The 22,021-nt window shown below is 45.2% G+C and carries 23 protein-coding genes; 10 read left to right on the top strand and 13 right to left on the bottom strand.

Translation table 11 applies throughout. The features are described from left to right. Positions 1–53: 53 nt before the first annotated feature. Positions 54–461: a DUF4149 domain-containing protein gene (locus tag ACFO4O_RS02150; protein WP_382405656.1), complete on the bottom strand. Its 408-nt coding sequence runs from the start codon at positions 459–461 to the stop codon at positions 54–56. A 293-nt stretch (positions 462–754) separates the two neighbouring features. Here ACFO4O_RS02150 and ACFO4O_RS02145 point away from each other — a divergent pair, with 293 nt between their 5' ends. Both ACFO4O_RS02145 and ACFO4O_RS02140 read left to right on the top strand, forming a co-directional pair. After that, positions 755–964, top strand: coding sequence for a helix-turn-helix transcriptional regulator (locus ACFO4O_RS02145; RefSeq protein WP_382405655.1), 210 nt, complete (start codon positions 755–757; stop codon positions 962–964). Between the two features lie 22 nt (positions 965–986). Beyond that, entirely contained in the window at positions 987–2,234 is a 1,248-nt protein-coding gene (locus ACFO4O_RS02140) for a type II toxin-antitoxin system HipA family toxin (protein WP_382405654.1), read from the top strand. A 299-nt stretch (positions 2,235–2,533) separates the two neighbouring features. Here ACFO4O_RS02140 and ACFO4O_RS02135 read toward each other — a convergent pair whose 3' ends face one another. Beyond that, positions 2,534–3,283, bottom strand: a complete 750-nt coding sequence (locus ACFO4O_RS02135; RefSeq protein WP_382405653.1) for a class II aldolase/adducin family protein — start codon at positions 3,281–3,283, stop codon at positions 2,534–2,536. Between the two features lie 107 nt (positions 3,284–3,390). After that, positions 3,391–4,086, bottom strand: a complete 696-nt coding sequence (locus ACFO4O_RS02130) for a Crp/Fnr family transcriptional regulator (protein WP_382405651.1) — start codon at positions 4,084–4,086, stop codon at positions 3,391–3,393. A 144-nt stretch (positions 4,087–4,230) separates the two neighbouring features. On the opposite strand from ACFO4O_RS02130, the gene ACFO4O_RS02125 reads away from it, so the two are divergent. Continuing rightward, positions 4,231–5,118, top strand: a complete 888-nt coding sequence (locus ACFO4O_RS02125) for a sterol desaturase family protein (protein ID WP_382405650.1) — start codon at positions 4,231–4,233, stop codon at positions 5,116–5,118. 87 nt (positions 5,119–5,205) lie between these two features. Further along, the gene (locus ACFO4O_RS02120; RefSeq protein WP_382405649.1) at positions 5,206–6,105 is read left to right on the top strand and encodes a homocysteine S-methyltransferase family protein; all 900 of its coding nucleotides are present in this window, start codon (positions 5,206–5,208) and stop codon (positions 6,103–6,105) included. 2 nt (positions 6,106–6,107) lie between these two features. Here ACFO4O_RS02120 and ACFO4O_RS02115 read toward each other — a convergent pair whose 3' ends face one another. From ACFO4O_RS02115 to iscR, 8 genes are all read right to left on the bottom strand, one after another. Continuing rightward, positions 6,108–6,518, bottom strand: a complete 411-nt coding sequence (locus ACFO4O_RS02115) for a SufE family protein (protein WP_382405647.1) — start codon at positions 6,516–6,518, stop codon at positions 6,108–6,110. Positions 6,519–6,572: 54 nt separating this feature from the next. Next, the gene (sufT, locus tag ACFO4O_RS02110) at positions 6,573–7,106 is read right to left on the bottom strand and encodes a putative Fe-S cluster assembly protein SufT (RefSeq protein ID WP_382405646.1); all 534 of its coding nucleotides are present in this window, start codon (positions 7,104–7,106) and stop codon (positions 6,573–6,575) included. 72 nt (positions 7,107–7,178) lie between these two features. Then, positions 7,179–7,535, bottom strand: coding sequence for a HesB/IscA family protein (locus tag ACFO4O_RS02105; protein ID WP_382405645.1), 357 nt, complete (start codon positions 7,533–7,535; stop codon positions 7,179–7,181). An 8-nt stretch (positions 7,536–7,543) separates the two neighbouring features. Then, positions 7,544–8,761 (bottom strand): aminotransferase class V-fold PLP-dependent enzyme, encoded by a 1,218-nt coding sequence (locus ACFO4O_RS02100; RefSeq protein ID WP_382405644.1) that lies wholly within the window; start codon positions 8,759–8,761, stop codon positions 7,544–7,546. Further along, positions 8,758–10,017 (bottom strand): Fe-S cluster assembly protein SufD, encoded by a 1,260-nt coding sequence (sufD, locus tag ACFO4O_RS02095; RefSeq protein ID WP_382405642.1) that lies wholly within the window; start codon positions 10,015–10,017, stop codon positions 8,758–8,760. Before sufD ends, ACFO4O_RS02100 begins: the two co-directional genes overlap by 4 nt. After that, positions 10,014–10,775 (bottom strand): Fe-S cluster assembly ATPase SufC, encoded by a 762-nt coding sequence (gene sufC / locus ACFO4O_RS02090; RefSeq protein WP_382405640.1) that lies wholly within the window; start codon positions 10,773–10,775, stop codon positions 10,014–10,016. The genes sufD and sufC overlap by 4 nt, the downstream gene beginning before the upstream one ends. A gap of 2 nt (positions 10,776–10,777) precedes the next feature. Beyond that, positions 10,778–12,214 carry a Fe-S cluster assembly protein SufB gene (gene sufB / locus ACFO4O_RS02085; RefSeq protein WP_382405639.1) on the bottom strand — a complete coding sequence of 479 codons (1,437 nt, stop codon included), beginning with the start codon at positions 12,212–12,214 and terminating at the stop codon, positions 10,778–10,780. 81 nt (positions 12,215–12,295) lie between these two features. After that, positions 12,296–12,796: a Fe-S cluster assembly transcriptional regulator IscR gene (gene iscR, locus ACFO4O_RS02080; RefSeq protein WP_382405638.1), complete on the bottom strand. Its 501-nt coding sequence runs from the start codon at positions 12,794–12,796 to the stop codon at positions 12,296–12,298. Positions 12,797–13,090: 294 nt separating this feature from the next. On the opposite strand from iscR, the gene ACFO4O_RS02075 reads away from it, so the two are divergent. Both ACFO4O_RS02075 and ACFO4O_RS02070 read left to right on the top strand, forming a co-directional pair. Then, positions 13,091–14,203 (top strand): mechanosensitive ion channel family protein, encoded by a 1,113-nt coding sequence (locus ACFO4O_RS02075; protein WP_382405637.1) that lies wholly within the window; start codon positions 13,091–13,093, stop codon positions 14,201–14,203. 98 nt (positions 14,204–14,301) lie between these two features. Then, the gene (locus ACFO4O_RS02070) at positions 14,302–15,264 is read left to right on the top strand and encodes an endonuclease/exonuclease/phosphatase family protein (RefSeq protein WP_382405636.1); all 963 of its coding nucleotides are present in this window, start codon (positions 14,302–14,304) and stop codon (positions 15,262–15,264) included. 24 nt (positions 15,265–15,288) lie between these two features. On the opposite strand, the gene hrpB is transcribed toward ACFO4O_RS02070, so the two are convergent. Together hrpB and ACFO4O_RS02060 are read right to left on the bottom strand one after the other, a co-directional pair. Continuing rightward, positions 15,289–17,583 (bottom strand): ATP-dependent helicase HrpB, encoded by a 2,295-nt coding sequence (gene hrpB, locus ACFO4O_RS02065; protein ID WP_382408188.1) that lies wholly within the window; start codon positions 17,581–17,583, stop codon positions 15,289–15,291. Further along, a complete protein-coding gene (locus ACFO4O_RS02060; RefSeq protein WP_382408327.1) occupies positions 17,481–17,837 on the bottom strand; it encodes a hypothetical protein in 357 nt (118 codons plus the stop codon). The genes hrpB and ACFO4O_RS02060 overlap by 103 nt, the downstream gene beginning before the upstream one ends. Positions 17,838–18,150: 313 nt before the next feature. Between ACFO4O_RS02060 and ACFO4O_RS02055 the strand changes: the two genes are divergently transcribed. The 4 genes from ACFO4O_RS02055 (at position 18,151) to ACFO4O_RS02040 (ending at position 22,018) form a co-directional block, all read left to right on the top strand. Continuing rightward, positions 18,151–19,833: a GMC oxidoreductase gene (locus tag ACFO4O_RS02055; protein ID WP_382405635.1), complete on the top strand. Its 1,683-nt coding sequence runs from the start codon at positions 18,151–18,153 to the stop codon at positions 19,831–19,833. Further along, entirely contained in the window at positions 19,830–20,462 is a 633-nt protein-coding gene (locus tag ACFO4O_RS02050) for a gluconate 2-dehydrogenase subunit 3 family protein (protein WP_382405634.1), read from the top strand. The genes ACFO4O_RS02055 and ACFO4O_RS02050 overlap by 4 nt, the downstream gene beginning before the upstream one ends. Before the next feature lie 141 nt (positions 20,463–20,603). Further along, positions 20,604–21,470 (top strand): 3-keto-disaccharide hydrolase, encoded by an 867-nt coding sequence (locus tag ACFO4O_RS02045; RefSeq protein WP_382405633.1) that lies wholly within the window; start codon positions 20,604–20,606, stop codon positions 21,468–21,470. A gap of 8 nt (positions 21,471–21,478) precedes the next feature. Then, positions 21,479–22,018 carry a DsrE family protein gene (locus ACFO4O_RS02040; RefSeq protein ID WP_382405632.1) on the top strand — a complete coding sequence of 180 codons (540 nt, stop codon included), beginning with the start codon at positions 21,479–21,481 and terminating at the stop codon, positions 22,016–22,018. The last annotated feature ends 3 nt before the right edge of the window (positions 22,019–22,021 follow it).

Below are 22,021 nucleotides of genomic sequence, written 5' to 3'. Positions count from 1 at the left end.
TTAGTCTCTGCTATTTTACTCAGTCAGAATAGTCAATCTCGCCATCATTAACGCTAGCTGATTAACCACAAGACACCTATCATCGACATCAATTGAAGAGTGTTAATCAACACTGTAATTCTGTGATAGCGGTCGAAGTCAGGCTTCCTTCCCTCGTCTGTTGCTTTGTTCGCTAGAGGCATAAACACTTGTCGCGACAGGATAAAACCAATTGCCAAAGCAATATGCATGACACAAATCCATATTCCGTAGTTTTGACTCAGCAACGCGAATGAAATTACCACGAGCGCCAGACTCAATATGCCAAAATACAAATAGTAAAAAGGAAAAAACTTTCTGATAAAAGGCCGGGCTACATCGTTAGGCAACTTAATAAACACCAGCGGCGCAAACAAGATTTGAAAAGTGACCATTCCCCCTATCACTATGGCAACTAAGAGCAACTGAATAAACTCAAGCATGTTGTTTCCTATCTCTTAAAAAGAATTATTACGCGAAACATAGAGAAAACGCACAAGCGCAAGCATTAAATAGTGGTGTTTGTTGCCTAATTTATCTTTGCTTGCGATTAATTCTGTGCATTCCCGACATTTGCCTTTACGCTCACAATTTCGCACGATAGTGTGAATTCAGTATGGCAACTATGCAGAATCAACACCTTTACCTCAATATTCACTCGAATGTGCGAATTTTGTTTAAAATTCAATTTCAGTATGATAATTTCCATTAAATTCCGTCGTTCATAGGAACAACAATGAATCCGGCCTTACAGTCAATCGGTATGAAAATTAGAGAAGAGCGTAAATCTCAATCATTGACGCAAACAGAGCTAGCAAATTTAAGCGGCGTGAGTTTGAATTTTATAAGTCAACTTGAACAAGGCAAACCCAGTGTGCAAATGAATAAAGTATTTATGGTGCTAGACACGCTTGGTTTAAGCGTTGAGCTTAAATATTCAAAGTAAACAACGACACGAGTAAATTACATTGCGCTTAGAAGATGCAAAACAGATAGAGCGACTACAAGTCTACAAAGGCAACTTACTTGCAGGTAGTCTGAGTCGCACGCAAAAAGGTTGTGTGTTTGAGTATGAGCAAAGTTATATTGCTATAACAAACAAGGGGATAGCGTTTCACCTTAGTTCCGACAGTATGACTTACACAAACTTTGGAGACTCTCTTCCTCCATTTTTTGCAGGTTTACTGCCTGAAGGGCTCCGACTAAAAGCCTTGGTCAAAGGCATAAAAACATCTGAAGATGACCTATTTAGTATTTTAGCGATGGTGGGCAGTGAGTGCATCGGCGATGTGAATGTCATGGCCAATGGACACTTGGAAAAAAGCCTCTCTGAGCATCCTCTCGACTTTACCCTCGACTTAAAAAATGCAGACCTTTATCAACTCTTCAAACATAGCATTGAAGACGAAAACTATAACCCGCTCAATCAAGCATTATCGGGTGTGCAAGAGAAAATATCGGCTTCTATGATTAGTTTTCCTCTTCCGCATATGCAAAAAGATAAATTTTATATTGTGAAGCTAAACCCCATCGATAAACCTGCCCTGATTGATAATGAGCACGCATGTTTAGCCTTGGCAAGAAAATGTGGCATGAAGGTCAATAACACCAAAATCATTAAAGACAAACACGGGCAGCGAGGTCTGTTAGTAGAGCGCTTCGATAGATATCTTAAAAAACAACAGAGCGATACCGAAGAGCATAGCGTCTGTATGCATCATCAAGAAGACGCATGCCAATTCCTAAACCGATATCCTGCCGACAAATATCGTTTGTCCTACAAAGATGTACTGGCCGGTATAGCCAAATATTCAACTGCACCAAAAATAGAAATACTAAAAGCGTTGCAACTGTATGCTTTTTCCTATCTTATCGGAAATGGTGATCTGCACGCGAAAAACATCAGCATTCAGACTTTAGCCACATCAGGAAAAACCGTGCTTACTCCCTGTTACGACATAATTTCTACCTACATTTATGGCGACTATAAAATGGCGTTAAAATTAAACGGCAGAGACGACAATATTAAAAGAAAAGACATAGTCAGTATTGCCGCTTCATTTTCAATACCCGAGGCAGCTGTGTCGCTAATGCTAGATAAGTTAATAAAGGCCTGTAAAACCCATCATGCAATGCTGTTTGGGTTTATGAGCGAAAAACAAAAAGCACTGTGGATTAAAATGTTTAGCAAACGGCTCAACGATTTAACACTATAAGACTGGCTAAAACCAGCGCAGCCTAGCGCCCTCCGAAGCGCTCACTCATCTCACTCTGCCTACTAGTTGCCGGAGAGGATGACAACAAAAGGGCGTTAAAAGCAGATTCATCGACCACGTGCACTTTAAATCGCTCCTTGCCCACCATCTCGACATTAAAACATGATGAGATATCGAAATTTTTTGGTAGCATTTGTTGCAAGCGTTTAAAATTGACCGGCTTTCCTTCGCTGATTTTTTTAAGTAGTTGATGAAGCATCGTTATCCAGCCCTCTAGGACTTATAATCAGGACTAATTATTAAGACTTATAGTCAGGACACTCTCTATCCAGTTTCCGCAATATTCCTGGCCACGCCAGCATGCCCCCAGCGGAACGTGTCACCTGTTCGGCTTGTGCCTGAATGCCCGCTAAAATTGGTGCCGGAATAAGCTTTAGATCAACACCTGTAGACTGCGCCTGAATTTGTATTTCGCAGCTACGCTGGAGAATAAACATGGCCAAAAATGCATCCGCAACGCTATCAGCACAGGTTAATAAACCATGATTTCGTAAAATCATAAAACGAGTAGCACCTAGGTCTGCAACCAGTCGTGTTTTCTCATCTGGATTGAGTGCCACCCCTTCGTAGTCGTGATATGACAAAGAGGAGAGCGCAAATAATGACTGCTGGCTGTAAGGCAGTAAACCCTGCTCCTGAACAGACACCGCTATTCCTGCGGTGGTATGCAAATGCATAACACATTGGGCATCGTCTCGCGCCTCATGTACGGCGCTATGAATAGTAAATCCTGCCGGATTAATATCGTACTCGCTTTCCATAACTTTGTTACCATGCAAATCAACTTTTACCAAGCTCGACGCCGTAACTTCTTCAAACATCATACCGTAGGGATTAATTAAAAAGTGATGTTCGGGGCCGGGCACTCTTGCAGAAATATGGGTGAATATTAAATCGTCCCAACCATAGTGAGCCACGATGCGATAGCAGGCAGCTAAATCGACTCGCATTTGCCATTCTTGTTCACTGACTGTGTCTTGCACGCTCATGTTTATCTCCTTTTTAATTGTTTGCCATCAAAGTATACGCGCTGATGTCGATAAAAACTGTCGCGTATACGACACTTTTTCAAGCGCACACATCTATTTTGTGTACATCATTCCCACTCACAAAATATTTTCAGCGCCTCTACATCAAGCAAACTTATGTGCCTGTAGGCGTTTTGAATTAAGCCATCTCGCTCTAGCTCTTTGAGCAAGCGATTCACGCTTTGACGGGAGGAGTTTATCATCATCGCTAAGGCTTCTTGCGAAGCAGTGACCGCGGGCAAGCTTCCATTACTTTCACGTTGGCCAAGGTTGCTGCTGATTAAAATAAGGCGTTTTACCAACTGCTGTTTTAACGACAAACTGGCGGTCGAATCTATAAAGTTCAAGGTGGTACGCAAACGCTGACACAACAACTGGGTAAAGTATTCGTAAGCTTCGGGATGCTTTGCCATTATGCGATGAAAATCAGAACGGCTCACAAATGCAAGCATGCTATTTTCTTCTGCGTGAGTATCATGAGTACGACCTAAGCCGTCAAACATCGATATCTCCCCAAACCAAGTCCCTGTAGATAGAAAACCTAAAACAACTTGTTTGCCATTTCGATTGATATTGCTAACTTTAATTTTCCCGCTTAAAACACAGTGGAAGCCGTTACCTTTATCGCCTTTGTTATAAAGCTTCATGCCTCCATCTACAGACACAAGTTTTACGACGTCTATAAAGGCCTTTTGCAATCGCTCCGGCATGCTGTTGAACCAAGAAGTCGCCCGCAATACTTCTCTTTGACCATCTGATAACATACTTATCCAATTGTCGCCCAGGCGACAGTCTCTCAAAAATCAAAAGCGTATAGTATTTGTTCAAAATTACAAGGTGCTTGGCAGTCAAGGCATTTTGTCTTGATGCGCAAATGCTGCTTAATAACCTTTTGTTCGGAGCAAAACATGTTAGCTGACATTGTAGAATTTGCAGGTGGTTCTGCTGGCCTCTGGATATTAGCCACCGGCTATTTTGGTATGACCCTATTGGAGCGCATTTACCACTTTGCAAAAGGCACTAAAAATTACGACAACGCCGACGCGCTGTGCAGTATCGCCATTAACTTAATTACAAGCGTGATTGGTTTGACGATATCAGTGTTAATTCCGCTGGCTTTGTACGTATGGGTGTACGAGGGCTTTCGCATTGCCGACATCAGTTTTTTGCCGCTTGCGCTGGTAGTTGCCTTTGTAATTCATGAATTAGCTTATTATTGGGAGCACAGAGCGGCTCATCGCGTCGGCCTAATGTGGGCATTTCACTCGGTGCACCATTCATCCAACTCATTTAACCACTCTACTGCTGCAAGAGCCTTTTATTTTGACGGCCAATTGAAAATCATAGGTGCCTTAGTTGCTGCCTTCATTGGGGTTCCGCCTGTAGTGTATTTAGCAATGATCGTCTTCAAAAATCTCTATGGCATTTGGAATCATGCTAGCTATGTAGGTCACTTGGGATGGCTAGAGGATATTTTTGCAACACCGCTTAATCACAAAATACACCATGCTAATCAGCCACAATACATTGATAAAAACTACAGCCAAGTATTGATAATTTGGGACCGTATATTTGGTACGCGCGCAAAATACACCCAAGAGCCTGTGCCTGGTTTGGTCAATCCTGTTTATAATAATAATCCGATTACCGCCCAGTTTGTCGGCTTTAAAGGGCTAAAACAAAAAATAGATTCAGCCAGTCGGTGGCAAGATAAAATCGCGTATTTATATCGACCGCCTGATTGGACTCATTGTCGTAGCACCAAGCAATACAGCTATACGGATTTAGCAAAGTAATTAAGCACCTGTGTAGGGAGACGATTTAATATATAATCGCGCGCTGAAATTAAGTTAATCTGCTCACGCACATTAGGAAAGCGCCTTTTGAAGATACCTCTCATACTTGATGGCGGCATGGGCCAAGAACTACTGCGTAGAAGCGCCCGCCCGATAACGCCAATGTGGTCGGCCGACATCATGCTGCATGAGCCTCAGCTGGTCGCCGATTTGCACCTTGAGTTTATTAAGGCGGGTGCAGATGTGATTACCCTCAACACCTATACCGCTACTCCTCCCCGCCTCACCCGCGACGCTCAGATTGATTTATTGCCCGTGCTACATGAGCAAGCACAACTAATGGCAGAACAAGCGAGAATGCGCTCCAATCGAGATGATGTGCACATCGCTGGCTGCTTACCGCCCTTGGTCGCAAGTTACAAGGCAGACGCTTGCTTAGCCTTTGAACAATCTTTACATATTTACCGAGAACTAGTGGCTCTGCAGGCGCCCGCGAGCGATATATTTATTTGTGAAACAATGTCATCTATCGACGAAGCAAAAGCAGCATGCACTGCAGCGAAGGAATCTGGAAAAGAGACGTGGGTAGCCTTTTCTGTAAAGGATGCTTGCTCTAGCGATGCTGACGCATTGCTACGCAGCGGCGAAAGCCTCAATGCAGCGCTACTTGCCATATTACCTATGCAGCCTGATGCAGTTTTATTGAATTGTAGTGTACCAGAGGCGATTACCGCGTGTTGGGCCTTGCTGCAAACCCATGCTGCCCCCACTTTCCGAATAGGTGCTTACGCCAATGGGTTTACCTCAGTAGAATCTCTTTACCCCGGAGACACGGTTGAAGTATTAACGGCTAGAAAAGATTTGAGTCCCTCGCAGTATGCGAACCATGCCATGCATTGGTTTAATGAGGGGGCGAGCATTGTTGGAGGATGCTGCGAGATAGGTCCGGCACATATTGACGAGCTCAGCAAAAAATTACGCGGGTGAGCCTATCTCGCCTCGCTCGCTAACTGACGAATTTTACCTACTATTGCCCTTAAGCCGTTGCCTCTAGTGGGCGTAATGTGGCGCTCCAAGTCAATCTGTTTAAAATATGCATCCATATCAAAACTAAGAATATCCTTCGCCGACTTATCGTTGTAGGCACTAAGCACTATTACCAGTAAGCCATTCACAATAAGCGCATCGCTGTCGACATCAAACTGAAACTTTCCATCCTCGGTATGATAGTCGAGCCAAACATTGCTTTGACAGCCCTTAACGAGCTTGTCTGGGGTCCGAGCATCTTCACTAAGACCCGGAATTTGCTTCCCTAGGTCAATAATAAACTGATAACGCTGTTCCCAATCATCAAAAAACGCTAGGTCTTCAACAATTTCTTCACTGCTCGGTAACTGCATCTAGCTGTCCTAATTTATTTGTTTTACTTAATTGACGCGACTTGCTCAATAAATTTAAAAGAATACGCCAGCTTCTAATTGTGCTTCTTCACTCATCATGTCACGTGACCATGGAGGGTCGAACACCAAATTCACATGCACCGATTCAACATGAGGCACCATAGCAACGCGATATTCAACGTCTCCAACCAATACTGGCCCCATACCGCAGGCCGGTGCCGTGAGCGTCATATCAATGTTCACACGCTTTTTTTCTTGGTCGATATCCACTGAGTAAATAAGGCCTAACGACACCAAGTCAATAGGAATTTCAGGGTCGTATACCGATTTAAGCGCGTCCCATACCTGCTCGGTGTCAATACTACCGTCGCTGGGTGGTTCAAAAGCTAGTACTAAGGACTTTCTGCCAATAGCCTTTGCGTCAGTACCGTCTATACGATACATATTTCCGCGCCATGTAACGGTGTAATTACCGCCTAAGTCTTGGGTAATGGTAACAAACTCGCCCTCTGGAATGATTTTTGGTGTACCAACCGGTACCAAACGTGCCTTGCAGTCACTTTCGGTTACAACCATTTTTTGCTGCATTAATTTATCATCCAAAACATGCTTTATCTCGTTGAGTAATTGCTGGAGCTAACAAGCATTTCTCAATATTCACTACCCTACGTTGAAGCTCTCACCGCAGCCGCACTCATTTACTACGTTAGGGTTGTTGTACTTAATCACGCCGTTCACACCTTCTTTAACGTAATCAATTTCGGTGTTTTTCAGTAGCTCTTGTGCATGGCTTGCAACCGCAATGCGCAAAGAGTCGGTAAATTGAATGACTTCGTCTGTGTCTTGAGGCGCATCCACAAGGTCTAATACATAGGCATATCCGGTACAGCCACTTACTTTTGTCGAAAACCGAATCAGCTTTTCAGGTTGAGCCTTTTGCTTACTCTCAAAATGACGAATGGCACTGTCGGTAAGCGTAATTGTTTGTTTTTCAGGAATAAACGTTTCAACAGTCATAACATCTCCTAAGCCAGCATAGTTTGGGCTTTTTTCAAGGCGTCGAATAATCGGTCAATGTCAGCGCGCGTATTGTATATAGAAAACGAAGCGCGCGCAGTACCAGGCAGGCCCAATCGCTTCATTAGCGGCTGAGCACAGTTATCGCCTGTGCGTATTGCTACGCCCTGCTTATCTAAAATAAATCCAATATCAGCCGGGTGGGCTCCTTGCAATTGAAAGCTCATCACGCCAATTTTCTCTGGCGCTGTGCCCACAATTTTCATGCCCTTAATCTCTTTAACACGCTCGCTTGCATAGGCCAATAAATCGCGCTCATGAGCTTGCAATGCAGGTATATCCAGATTTGAGAGCCATTCAACCGCTGCGCCTAGGCCAATTACGCCAGCTATATTGGGCGTACCGGCTTCAAGCCTATTCGGTAATTCGCCCCAAGTCGCAGTTTGATATTCCACATCCGAAATCATCTCGCCACCGGTTTGCCAAACAGGCCATGTTTCAAGTAGCGATTTACGTCCCCACAGCACACCTACGCCTGTGGGCGCAAACAGCTTGTGTCCAGAAAACACATAAAAATCACAGCCAATGGCCTGTACATCAACGTCACCATGCGCAATGCCCTGAGCGCCATCAATTAAAACCCACGCGCCGTTTTGTTTGGCTTTTTTAGCGATGTCTTTTATAGGGTTGACCGTGCCTAAGGCATTCGACACATGCGGCACCGCCACTAAACGCGTTTTTTCGTTTAGCAGTGCGTCAAAGGCGTTCATGTCTAGCTCACCACTATCAAAAATAGGGCAAATCTTTAGTATAGCGCCGCTTCGTTTGCACGCCTGCTGCCACGTCACGAGATTGGCGTGATGCTCAAGCTCCGTCACAATGATCTCATCGCCGGCATTAAACAACTGCCCTACCCCGTTGGCTACTAAATTTATGGCTTCAGTGGTGCCGCTGGTCCAAATCACTTCTTCGCGATGCTGAGCGTTGATAAAGTTTGCAACCGTCGATCGCGCATTTTCATATCGCTGTGTCGCTTTATCCGCAAGCTGATGCGCGCCTCGGTGCACATTAGAGTTGTACTGTGTGTAATACTCTATAAGCGCATCAATAACCGCCTGCGGTTTTTGCGTCGTGGCCGCGTTATCGAGGTAAACCAGAGGCTTACCGTCAATTTCTTGGTGTAGCACTGGGAATTGCGCGCGAATAGCGTTCACGTCAAAAGTCATTTGACCTCCATGTTGACAAAACGCTCGCTCAACATTGGTAATAGCCACTCTTTAATCGGTTCATCGTCAATTGCATTCACCAACTCTTGAATAAAGCCAAAGTTCAGCATGACGAGCGCTTTTGAACGTTTTATACCGCGGCTTAGCAAATAGTACAGAGCCTTTTCTTCTATCTCGGCTACCGTTGCTCCGTGCGCGCATTGCACATCATCAGCATATATTTCAAGCTCTGGCTTGGTATTTACCATGGCTCTGCGCGATAACAGCAAATTTCGGTTATTCAGTTCGGCGAGGGTCTTTTGTGCATCACGATGAATATGAATTCGACCGCTAAACACCGCACGCGCTTTATCACCTATTATGCCTCGGGCATTTTCTTCTGTGGTGCCGTTTGGCACAGCATGTTCAATTGTAGAATGCATATCAAACAGCTCGCCTTCGGCCAGTAAATATATCGCGTTCATTTTAGCCTTTGCATGCTGACCGGCATGAATAATATCCACGTCAATACGCGATAACTCACTACCATAAGACACAAAGCTACTGTTCAAAGATGCTTCTTGCTGGAGACTGAAATGGCTTCCACCCACTTGTTTAGCTGCGCCGGTAAAAAAGGCAAAGCGATAATGCTCAAGCTTGGCTTGCTCACCAATCACATATTCGGCAAACGCGGTAGTTAGGCTCGGCGCTGAACCAACGCCATGCTCAATGACTTTTAACTGACTGTTTTTACCTAGTTTTACAAGCGCTCGGGTGTGTGCGTCGCAGTCTTGGGTAGATAAGTTAACGATTCGCAGCGGCGTTTCTACCGAGCAGTTGTCATCAAGCGCTATATAAACACCCTGCTGACATAGGGCATCGTTGACTAAACCAAAGACATGACGAGTGGGTTTAACGTGACCAAACAGCGCGGTAATATCGGCTTGCACATCAGCCGAAGCGTCTTGCAAAGCATAAATATGTAAACCCTTTGGTAACGACAAATCGCTAATATTGGTGCGTAACACGCCGTCAACAAAAACCAAATCAATTGGGTTGAGCCCCTCGATGTGAGGCACGTCATAGTCGACTGCCGAATCTATCGCATCAACGGTCCGGTCTTTTAATGCAGACAAGGGCGTAAAACGCCACTCTTCGCTTCGAGCATGTGGCCAACCGTCGCTAAGCAGTTTTAAACGGGCTTGCTGACGCATGGGCGCAAGAAAGTCATCAAGACCTTTAGCATCATCAATAACCTTGGTTAGCCATTGACTCATGCGCTTACCTCTTCAAACTCTTTTCCTAAAAAGGCATAGCCTTCTTTTTCTACCTGCAGTGCCAACGACGCATCGCCACTTTTTACAATTTTGCCGTTCGCAAGAATATGCACAAAATCGGGCTTGATGTAATCTAACAAGCGCTGGTAGTGGGTAATAATGATGAAGCTGCGCTGTGGGTCTCGCTGGCTGTTTACGCCGTTTGCAACAACCTGCAAGGCATCAACATCTAAGCCCGAATCAGACTCATCTAAAATACACAGAGAAGGCTTAAGCAGAATCATCTGCATAATTTCATTGCGCTTCTTCTCCCCGCCCGAAAAGCCTTCATTAACGCCGCGCTTCAAAAAATCCAGTGGCAGTTGCACCTGCTTGCAGGCTTCTTTTGCCAGTTTCAAAAACTCCGTCGCTGAGAGTGCCTCTTCACCGCGCTGTTCACGAGTCGCGTTTACAGATTCTTTCATGAACTCCATGTTGCTCACGCCGGGGATTTCAACGGGGTACTGAAACGCTAAAAATAAACCGCTACTCGCGCGCTCTTCAATTTCCATTTCAAACAAGTCTTTACCGTTGAAGTTAACGTCGCCTTGCTCAACTTCGTAGCCATCTCGCCCTGATAAAACGTAGCCCAAGGTGCTTTTTCCGGCGCCATTAGGACCCATAATTGCGTGAACTTCACCGGGCTTAACCTCAAGGTTTAAACCCTGCAATATCGCTTTATCCTCTACACGTGCATGTAAGTTGCTAATTTTTAACATAACTATCCCACTGATCCTTCTAAGCTAATTTCGAGCAATTTGCCGGCCTCGACCGCAAACTCCATCGGCAATTCTTTGAATACTTCTTTACAAAACCCATTTACAATCATCGAGACTGCTTTTTCAGGATTAAGACCGCGCTGCTGACACAAAAATAGCTGTTCGTCGCTCACTTTTGACGTGGTCGCTTCGTGTTCAACAATCGCGCTTGGATTGCGGCTTTCGATGTACGGGAAGGTATGAGCACCGCAGGTATCGCCAATCAGCAAAGAGTCACACTCGGTGAAGTTGCGCGCGCCATCGGCTTTTGGTCCCATTTTAACCAAGCCCCTATACGTGTTGTTACTCTTGCCCGCCGATATACCTTTTGAAATGATGGTTGAGCGAGTGTTTTTGCCCAAATGAATCATTTTTGTGCCAGTGTCGGCCTGCTGGCGTCCTCGCGTAAGCGCAACGGAGTAAAACTCACCAACGCTGTTATCGCCCTTCAAAACGCAGCTTGGATACTTCCAAGTAACTGCTGAGCCGGTTTCAACTTGCGTCCACGAAATTTTCGCGTTGGTATGGCAAATACCGCGCTTGGTAACAAAATTATAGATGCCGCCTTTGCCGTCTTCATCTCCTGGATACCAGTTTTGCACCGTTGAATATTTTATTGTGGCATCGTCGAGCGCCACTAGTTCTACAACGGCTGCATGCAGCTGATTTTCGTCGCGCTGCGGTGCTGTACATCCCTCAAGATAACTAACGTGGCTACCCTCTTCTGCAACAATTAAGGTGCGCTCAAACTGACCGGTATTCATTTCGTTGATACGGAAATACGTCGACAGCTCCATCGGGCAACGCACACCTTTTGGAATAAAAACAAAGGAGCCATCAGTGAATACGGCGCTGTTTAATGCCGCGTAATAATTGTCGCCTCGTGGTACTACCGAGCCAATATACTTTTTAACCAATTCAGGGAAGCGATGCACGGCCTCAGAAATAGAGCAGAAAATGACACCCGCTTCCTCTAGCTTTTCTCTAAATGTGGTTACCACTGATACAGAATCGAACACAACGTCCATGGCGACACCAGCAAGCATCTCTTGCTCATGCAAAGGGATGCCGAGTTTTTCGTAGGTGCGCAGTAGCTCTGGGTCAACCTCGTCAAGAGACTTAGGTTTATCAGCCATGCTTTTAGGCGCAGAATAGTAAGAAATAGCTTGGAAATCGATTTTTGGATAATGCACATGAGCCCACTCAGGTTCGTCCATCTTCAACCACGTTTCGTAAGCTTTGAGGCGCCAGTCTAGCATCCACTCTGGTTCTTTTTTCATGGCTGAAATACGGCGAATAATCGATTCGTCTAAACCGCTCTCGAAGGTATCTGATTCAATTTCAGAATAAAATCCAGCCTCGTATTTTCTATCTAACGCTTGTTCGATTTGTTCACTCATATATTGATCCCAATATTCGCTGTGTTAATTCTGTGTTGTGCAAGGTCATCGCGCTCTGCGCCCCCTTAAGTGGCATCCATGCTAGACATTTTCTTTGCTTGTGAGCATTTGCAGCACATCAATCTCGTTCGCTCTAAACGCGGTTTTGAAACAGTTCTGGCGACCAATGACCTCTTTTACATCACGTTTTTGCATCAATTCTTGCAGTGATATTTGATGTAGAAAATCGCTAATACGGTCACTTAAATTCTGCCATAGGCTATGAGTTAAGCATCGTTCGCCGCCTTGGCAATCCGCCTTACCTTGGCATTTCGTTGCATCAATGTTTTCATTGACAGCTTCAATAATTGCGCCCACCGATAATAGTTGTGGCTCTTTGTTCAAAGTATAGCCACCGCCTGGCCCGCGTACGCTTCTTACTAATTTGGTTCGCCTCAATTTGGCAAAAAGTTGCTCTAAATATGAGAGCGAAATATCTTGGCGCTCAGAAATGGCGGCTAATGATACAGGTCCATTTTTAGAGTGCAACGCTAAATCGAGCATTGCCGTCACTGCGTAACGTCCTTTTGATGTAAGCTTCATAATTTTCCCAGTATCGAAAAGATGCGCAATAGTTTCATACCCTACTAAAATGGTCAAGTATTTAACCAAGTAAAAGAGTCAGGTATTCATCTGAAAAGGGTTTTTTGCTGGCGAGTATGCTACGTGGGGGTATCGTAAATGGATTCAAGTGATCAAAGAATTAGTATCTGTAAAAGGCAGCAAAGCAGCATTTACACAGAAGCTTGGCTGCGCCGTGCAGAACCGCTATGCTTTATTAGGCTTATATAATTTATTCTTACAAAAACTCCATGCAGACTTACAAGGAACGATAGAATGTCCGAACAAGCAAGTGAACAATCTACCTTAATCGCACCTCTAGTGACCGACATTGAAACCGTGGCGCATTATGCGGTCACTCAACTTCCTCTCATTGGCATCGGCATCATCTGTTTTGTCATCATGTTTATGTTAGCGAAACCCATTTCACGTTTGGCGATTAAACCGCTCGGTCTGCTGAGTAAAAGTGAGTTAGTGCGCGTGGTTGGCCAGCGTGTTGTGAGTTTTATCGTAATACTGCTAGGCGCTTATATTTTTATGCGTCTCGCTGGACTCACGCAATTTGCGATTGCGCTAGTAAGCGGAACAGGTATTGCGGGGCTTGTGATAGGTTTTGCGTTTAAAGATATTGCCGAAAACTTTATATCTAGCCTGCTGCTCAGCGTACAAAAGCCATTTAAAATTGGAGATGTAATAGAGGTAAACGGTCATTTAGGCGTAATAAACAGCGTAACCGCTCGTTCAACTACGCTAGTTGATTTTGATGGTAATCATATTCAAATCCCTAACGCCATTATTTACAAAAACACCATCAAGAACTTTAGCGCTAATCCTAAAATGCGCTCACATTTTATTGTTGGTATTGGCTATGACTCATCTATTGTGCAGGCGCAAGATATAGGCATGGACATACTAAAGAGCCACGACGCGGTATTGGCCGAACCGGCACCGCAAGTATTAGTTGATACCTTGGGGAGCTCAACGATAAATTTAAAAGTATATTTTTGGGTAAACAGCGACGAACATTCGGTACTCAAAGTCTCTTCAATGTTGCAGCGCCTGATCATGCGAGCGCTTGAGAACGCGAATATAAGTATGCCGGATGATGCTCGTGAGCGCATAATCAGCTTTGATGCATCTGTTAACTCTTTACCTTCCTTGCAAGAAAACCTAAATAATGAAAGGTCATCTGCTGGGCCAGCCATCCCAACAGGCACGATTACAAACAAGCAGAGCCAGCGTACAAATCAAACAGAGCAAGCTGCAAAGCATTTATCTGCTGACAGTGATATAAACGCGGAGCATAACGAAATAAGTAGTGACGTAGCGGCTATAAAAAAACAAGCGCAGCAATCTCGCTCACCGGAACAAGGCGACAACATTTTATAATCGTGTTTATGGTAAACTGCCCATACCCTGTTAACCGTTTATTAATCGATTCAAACAATATCGATGTTAGGGTCTGTTGACCTTAGGATAATTCATTCATGTTTACGTTCAGTGTCATCACTACTTTATGCCTTGCATTGATAAGCATATTGCCGTTAATGCCCAGCGACCACTGGCTTTGCCGCTCGTGGGAGTTTCCGCGCTTACAAATTGTGGTACTGCTCGCCATTAATATTGTTTTTTGCGTATATGCAGGGCAAGGCATGTCGATGTGGCTTTTAGTGCTGTTAAGCGCAATATGCATGACGTTTCAGTGTATTTGGATACTGCCCTATACGGTTCTCTTTCCCAAAGAGGTGTCTGCTGCATCAGATACAAGCGGTACGTCATTGAAAATTCTTACCGCCAACGTGCTTATGACCAACCGCTCTGAACATAAATTAATAGCGCGTGTAAAAGAACATTGCCCCGACGTATTGGTTACGCTTGAAAGTGATGAGCGCTGGCAAGATGCACTTAGCGTGTTACACGAGGATTATCCGCATCGCGTCGCGGTCCCAAAAGATAATTTATACGGCATGCATTTATACAGCAAATTCGATATTGTAAATGAAAAAATAGAGTACTTAATTGAAGAAGATATTCCGTCGATTAGCTGTGAGCTATTAATTGCCCCCAACGTGCCTGTGCAATGCCATTTTTTGCATCCTGCGCCGCCAAGCCCCACTGAAAATGAATATGCATCTCCTCGTGATAAAGAGCTCATGCTAGTAGCAAAATCGGTAAAAGGTAACTCAATGCCTACCATTGTCACCGGTGACTTGAACGACGTCGCGTGGTCACCCACCACGCGAGCATTTAAACAGGTAAGTGAATTGCAAGACCCTCGCATTGGTCGGGGGTTCTTCAATACTTTTCATGCAGACTATGCGCTGTTGAGATGGCCTTTAGACCATATTTTTCATTCGAAACACTTTCGTGTTGCCGATATTCGCCGACTCAAGTCGATTGACTCTGACCACTTTCCGCTATTGACTCAGCTTGTGATAAACGCCGACTAAAACACACGCTAGCTTGGCGCTAAGCTACATTTTCTTTTTTGTGGCCGCGGTGGCTTTTGCATGGGCGGGATCGTCCGGCCAAAAATGGCGTGGATAGCGCCCTTTCATCTCTTTTTGTATGTCTCGATAACTACCTGACCAGAAGCGAGAAATATCTTGCGTAGTCTGCAAGGGCCGGCTTGCAGGTGACAATAACTCAATAGTGATGGGTAATTTACCGCCAAGCAAAGTTGGATGCTCGCGCATACCATAAAGCTCTTGCATTCTTACCGACAGGTACACCTTCCCACTGTTTTCATACCTAAGACTTGCTTTGCGCCCTGTTGGAATAGACAAGCCTTCAGGGAGTTGCTCATTCAAGCGCTTGCTTTGATGATAATCAAGATGCTGACTCATGAGTTGATAAAAGCCTAATTTTGTTAGCTGCTGCCAAGTAGTTTTGCCAGACAGGGCTGGGATCAGCCATTGTTCAATGCTCTGTATAAGCCAGTCAGCGCATTGTTCAGACAGCATTTGGGCTTTATCTTGCACATCGTCTAAATCATCTGAGTCATTTGCGGCATTATCTTTCGTGCTTGAATCAAAGCCGCTTAGCAAAACGAGCCGCAGCAGAAGCTGTTCGCTGCGTTCATCTAAGGCAAGTGCTGATGCGCCGAATTTGTTTATCTTATCTTGCAACAGTCCAAGCCATGCCGGCAGCAGTAAATCATCTTCAGGTACGCCCATAGGCACGCTTTTCGTTTTAATAGAAGCGAAATAATGATTTTGAGCCGCTGAAAAACGCTGCTTGGCCTCATCCCAAAACAGCTCATTTCGTGTCGTATATACGTGTGCAAAGTGCTCATTTAAATCGGCCTTGCCAAGCGGCTCGCATAGACGCACCATCGCACTTCCCGATTGCACATCAGTAAGCTGCATATGGCAAACAACGCACCATGGGTGACTTGCCAGAGCCTGCGCTGCCTCCTGATTGAGCATAGCCCCCTTGCCGTTAGCCAATAATAAACGCCCATCCCCTTTATTTTGTGCAATCCATTGGGTAAAACCGAAGGCTAAAACAAGCCCTAGGTCGTGTATGGGCCATGAACTTTGAGCAACTCCTAGCTTTTGATGCCATTGCTTAACTTGCCGCCAAACGGGATGTTGGGGCGCATTTTGGATAAATGACATGCGCATAGAAAGCTCTGGCGATGAGGACGTCGCTAAAACGTCTTTCGTTTCAAGCAATGCGGCGGCAGCGCAGGCCATACTTAGGTGGGCCGCACTAAGCGCTTTGCTGCGAATGAGCATGAGTGCTAAATCAATATCACCCGACAAACCATGCACTTCTCGCCCTAGTCTTGTAGGTTTGCCATGCGTATCAATTAAGCCTTGCCTTTGTAATTTCTCATGGGCCTGCTGGACTTGCGCATCACTTGGATAGTCGAGCAATACAAGCTGTTTTATATCGCTTCCCCACACGGCAGCTTCAAGCATGAATTGTGCAATATCGCTTTGTAAAATTTGCGGTACCGAATGCGCCCACAGGCGCTCGTGCTGTTCTTTTGCCCAAAGTCTATAACACGTGCCGGGCATAAGACGCCCTGCTCTGCCCGCTCTTTGCGTCGCGGACGCTTGAGAGATTCTTTGCGTAGTAAGTTGTGTAACGCCGCGGCTCAAATCGAATACCGAGACCTTTTCTAGTCCGCTATCTATTACCACCTCTATGCCATCTATGGTTAGGCTGGTTTCGGCTATATTCGTTGCCAAAATTACCTTGCGCTTGCCTTCGGTGTTAGGGTAAAGAGCGCTAAGCTGCTGTTCTTTCGATAAATTGGCATACAAAGGGTAAACGGCAGCATTCTCTTGCAGCTTTGCTTGAATCATGTCCATTGTTTTGTGGATATCGAAAACGCTAGGCAAAAATATCAAAATGTCTTGAGTATGCTGAGCGAACACCTCCATAAGCACTGCGCTGACCTGAGCGGCCAATGCGGTGGAGTGATTCTGTAGGCTTTTTAACGGGCGGTAAACCACATCAACATCAAAGGCCTTCCCCTGTGAGTGCAGCACTGGCGCGTTTGGCAGTAGTTTATTGAAATCGAGTCCATCCAAGGTGGCCGACATAACCAGCAGTTTTAAGTCTTCCCTCAGCGCTTGCTGGCTCTCTATGCAAAGCGCCAGAGCAAAGTCTGCATGTATGTTGCGCTCATGAAACTCGTCAAAAATAACCAGCGCTACGCCGGGGAGCTCTGGGTTTGATTGCAGCATCCGAGTAAGCACACCTTCGGTAACAATCTCAAGGCGGGTGTTTGCGCTAATGCGGCTCTCACCGCGCATCTTATAACCCACGCTTTGACCACTTTTTCATTAAGTAAACTGGCTAAATAGTTTGCAATACTGCGCGCAGCGACTTTTCTGGGCTGTAGCATAATAATTTTATGCGGGCTAAAAAGAGCTTGCTCCAGTAAAAACAATGGCAAGGCGGTGGACTTACCCGCCCCAGGAGGCGCCTGCACAACTGCATTGCCTGCGCTCAAAGCAGCAACCAAGCTCTCAAATACCTCACGTATCGGCAAGTTACTCTTAGTCATTTCGCGCTGGCCATTGTTACTAATATAAACAAAGCGTGCTTGTAAGCACTTTTCTCCATATTGCGTATTATTCGCTTAATCGTTTAACCCTCAGTGTTAACCTGTCGTGCATTCTATCATCATGCCTTCTCAAGCAAAGCTTGTTGCGCCGAAAATGTTTTACTGATGGCTGAATTTCTTTTAACTTAGGCGGTCAATTGTATATAAAGTGTAAATGGTTAGTGAACTTTAGATGACATTTAGCCTTCGCAATTTAGGGCGCAGGCGCTATCTTATACTTAAGAGATAGTTACATAACAAACGGATACAGCACATGAAATATGATGCAATAGTAATTGGTAGCGGCATATCGGGCGGTTGGGCTGCCAAAGAGCTTACTGAGAACGGTCTAAAAACTCTGATGTTAGAACGCGGCCGAAAGGTTGAACACATTAAAGACTATGTCACCATGAATGACGACACGTGGGATTATGATTTAAAGGGCAGACCGCGCCCAGAAACGCAAGAAAACCAATTTAAACAGGCGCGCACCGGCTACACTACTCGTCCTGATATGGCGCATTGGTTTGTTAACGACAACGAACACCCCTACAACGAAGAAAAGCGCTTTGATTGGATGCGCGGATACCATACCGGCGGACGCTCCATTACTTGGGGCAGACAAAGTTATCGCATGGGTGATTTAGACTTTGAAGCAAACAAAAAAGACGGTGTTGGCGTTGATTGGCCTGTTCGCTATGCCGACATAAAACCTTGGTATGACAAGGTCGAAAAATTTATTGGGGTATCGGGTCAAAACCTAGGGCTCGAACAGTTGCCAGACGGGGAGTTTCTATCACCTGTCGAACTAAACGTCGTTGAGAAAGATTTGCAGGCAAAAATGGCGAGCTGGAACAGCAGCTATTTGCTGACAAATGGCCGCACTGCGCATATTACCGACGACACTCCTTTCGAAGGACGATACAAATGTCAGTACCGAAACCGTTGCTCACGGGGCTGTCCATTTGGCGCTTATTTCAGCTCCTTATCGTCTACCTTGCCTGCGGCAGTAAAAACGGGAAATCTCACCATACGCAACGATTCAATTGTTGAGTCAATTGAATACGACGAAAAAACCGGCCGCGCAACGGGCGTAAATATTATTGACGCTCAAACCAAAGAGAAGCTCACCATTAGTGCACGCATTATATTTTGCTGTGCCTCAGCCATGGCCTCTACCTCAATATTGCTAAATTCTCGTTCAGCACGTTTTCCAAACGGCATGGGCAATGACTCAGGTGAGCTTGGTCACAATATTATGGACCACCATTTGGGTATAGGTGCAAGCGCAGAAATAGAGGGCTTTGACAACACTTATTATCGAGGTCGACGTCCGTCGGGATTTTATATCCCTCGGTTTAGGAACATGGATGAAAAAAGTGCATCTGACAAATTCATTCGTGGCTATGGATTTCAAGGCAGCGCTAGTCGAGAAAACTGGACACGCGGGATACGCGAGCTAAGTATTGGTGAACCTCTCAAAAAAGAATTGATAGCACCCGGACCATGGCGCATTGGCATGATGGCTTTTGGTGAAATTTTGCCGCATCACGATAATCATATGCGACTTGATTTTGATAAACGTGACAAGTGGGGAATTCCCACCATTACCTTCTCAGCAGAACTCAAAGAAAATGAGATTGCCATGCGAGAAGATATGCGCCAGCAGTCAAAATATATTTTGGAGCGCGCCGGTTATAAAAACGTTCAAGTGTTTGAAAATCCCTACGGCATAGGCCTAGGTATTCACGAAATGGGCACCGCGCGTATGGGCCGAGATGAAAAAACGTCGGTGCTAAACAAGTATAATCAAGTACACGCTGTACCCAATGTGTTTGTAACAGACGGTGCATTTATGACCTCTGCAGCTTGTCAAAACCCTTCGTTGACCTACATGGCTTTCACTGCGCGAGCAGCGAACTATGCTGCAAAAGCATTTAAGGAGAACAAACTATGAGTATGACCCGCAGACAAGCTCTAAAGTCTCTTGTACTTGGTTCAGGCCTTGTACTCTCGTCGGCCAGCGTCTTGTCGGTGCTGAATTTGGCCCATTCTCAGGTTACCGGTGAACAGTTCACGCCAGTATTTTTAAACGCTGAACAAGTCAAAACGCTGCGCGGAATGGCTCGCGTGATCATACCGAAGTCAGACGAGCTGCCAGGTGCAGAAGATGTGCCCGTAGTACCTTTTATTGATGTGCTTTACGACCGGTTGATGAGTGAAGATGAAAAGACTAAGTTTTTAGCGGGCTTAGCACTTGTACAGGCAAAGTTTTTGGCGCAAGCGGGTAAGGCCTTTAATGTTGCAAGCAACCAAGAGCAACATGATTTTGTTGTTAGTCTATATGAGCATTCGCCAGAACAAACCGAAGCAATATTAAATATGATTGAATCGGGTTCAGCGCCTAGTGGAAAAGCAGATGAATTCACACTCTATTCATTTTTGTTCAACGTAAGAGCGCTTACCCTAGAGGGCTATTTCCAATCGGAACTTGTTGGCGAAACGGTTCTGGCTTACCTACCGATCCCTGGTGGTTTTGATGCAAACGTAAAAGTGGGCGAAAATACCCGGGCATGGTCAATTTAGACGCCTCACTTTTGTGCAAATTTTTTGGCTAAAACGTTTGTTGCCGCGGGTGTTGCAACAAACGTCCATTTATTTCTCAACTAAAAATGCTTTAGCAAAATAATGCTCGAGCAAGAGTATGTTTAACTACAAAGAGGCTTTATGACACAACCTTCTCGTACAACGTCGGTCTTACTGGGCGCTAGCGTCGCTGCAAGCATTTTGCTATTCGGCTGTGGGCAACCCGCTCAAGAGAGTTCTAGTAAAGTTGACAATACCGTCCAAAGTGCTCAACCAGATACCGCTGTTCATGCACCCTCAGCCGATACTATCGACGCTAACGCGCAAAATATGCTTAGCCCACAAGAGGCTGCCGACGGATTTGTGTTGTTGTTTGATGGCCTTAACTTAGAAGGTTGGAGAGGATTTAACCAAGACAGTGTACCGTCTATTTGGGTTGTTGAAGATGGCACCTTGCACATGATTGGCGAGAGCAACATGAGCGAGGAGCAAAAAGCAAACCGCGCCGACATTATTTACGACCAACAATTTAGTGATTTTATTCTTAAACTGGAGTGGAAAATCTCAGAAAATGGCAACTCTGGCATTTTCTACTTAGGCCAAGAATCGAGTGATAGCGCGCAGTATGACTATATCTGGAAAACAGCGCCGGAGATGCAAATACTCGATAATAATGGACACCCTGATGCCAACAAAGGCAAAAATGGCAATCGCCAAGCCGGTTCTCTTTACGATTTAGTGCCCGCAAACCCACAAAATGCAGCGCCTGTAGGACAGTGGAATCAGGTTGAAATTCATGTGCAAGACCGCAAGGTCAAGCACATACAAAACGGTGCGGTGGTGGTCGAGTACGAAATGGATACACCACAATGGGAGGCCATGATTAAAGACAGCAAGTTTCCTGGTTTAAATGCTAATTGGGCGAAAGTGCCCAATAGTGGGTTTATTGGCTTGCAAGATCATAGCGATCCAGTATGGTTTAGAAACATCAAAGTAAAACCCTTGTAGGATTTTTAATGAAACGCTATTGCTTTGCCATTTTTGCATGCGCACTGATAAGCTTTACGTCACAAGCACGGCAGATGTCTAACTTTGATGACGGCCCGCTTATTCAAAAGTATGGCAAACACGCACCTGTTGCTAAGCCACACGTGGATGAAAGCAGTAAATTTAAAGTTGCCTTTGACGTTGCCGCGGCTGCAAAAGCCGGTGAAATCAATAAGCGGTTTGATAGCCTAGCGCGCTTTATCAACATGCATGTAGCGGCAGGCGTAGCAAAAGAAAATATAGAGCTTGCCCTTGTTGTGCACGGCAGAGCAGCCCTAGATTTGCTAAAAAACGAGAGTTATCAGCGCGTAAATAGCACCAATAATGCGAATATTGAATTGCTCAACGTGCTTATGAAAAACCAAGTTAGCGTAGTGCTATGTGGACAAACTGCAAATGCCTATGAAATACAACAAAATCAACTGGTTGACGGAGTGCGCATTGAACTCTCGGCCATGACTGCCCACGCCTTGCTCCAGCAGCAGGGCTACACAGTCAATCCTTTTTAATTT

Origin of the sequence: Glaciecola siphonariae, from assembly GCF_042652645.1 — a bacterium.
Classification (GTDB): domain Bacteria; phylum Pseudomonadota; class Gammaproteobacteria; order Enterobacterales; family Alteromonadaceae; genus Glaciecola; species Glaciecola siphonariae.
The sequence above is the reverse complement of the archived record's forward strand: the minus strand, read 5'-3'. Positions and strand labels throughout refer to the sequence as shown.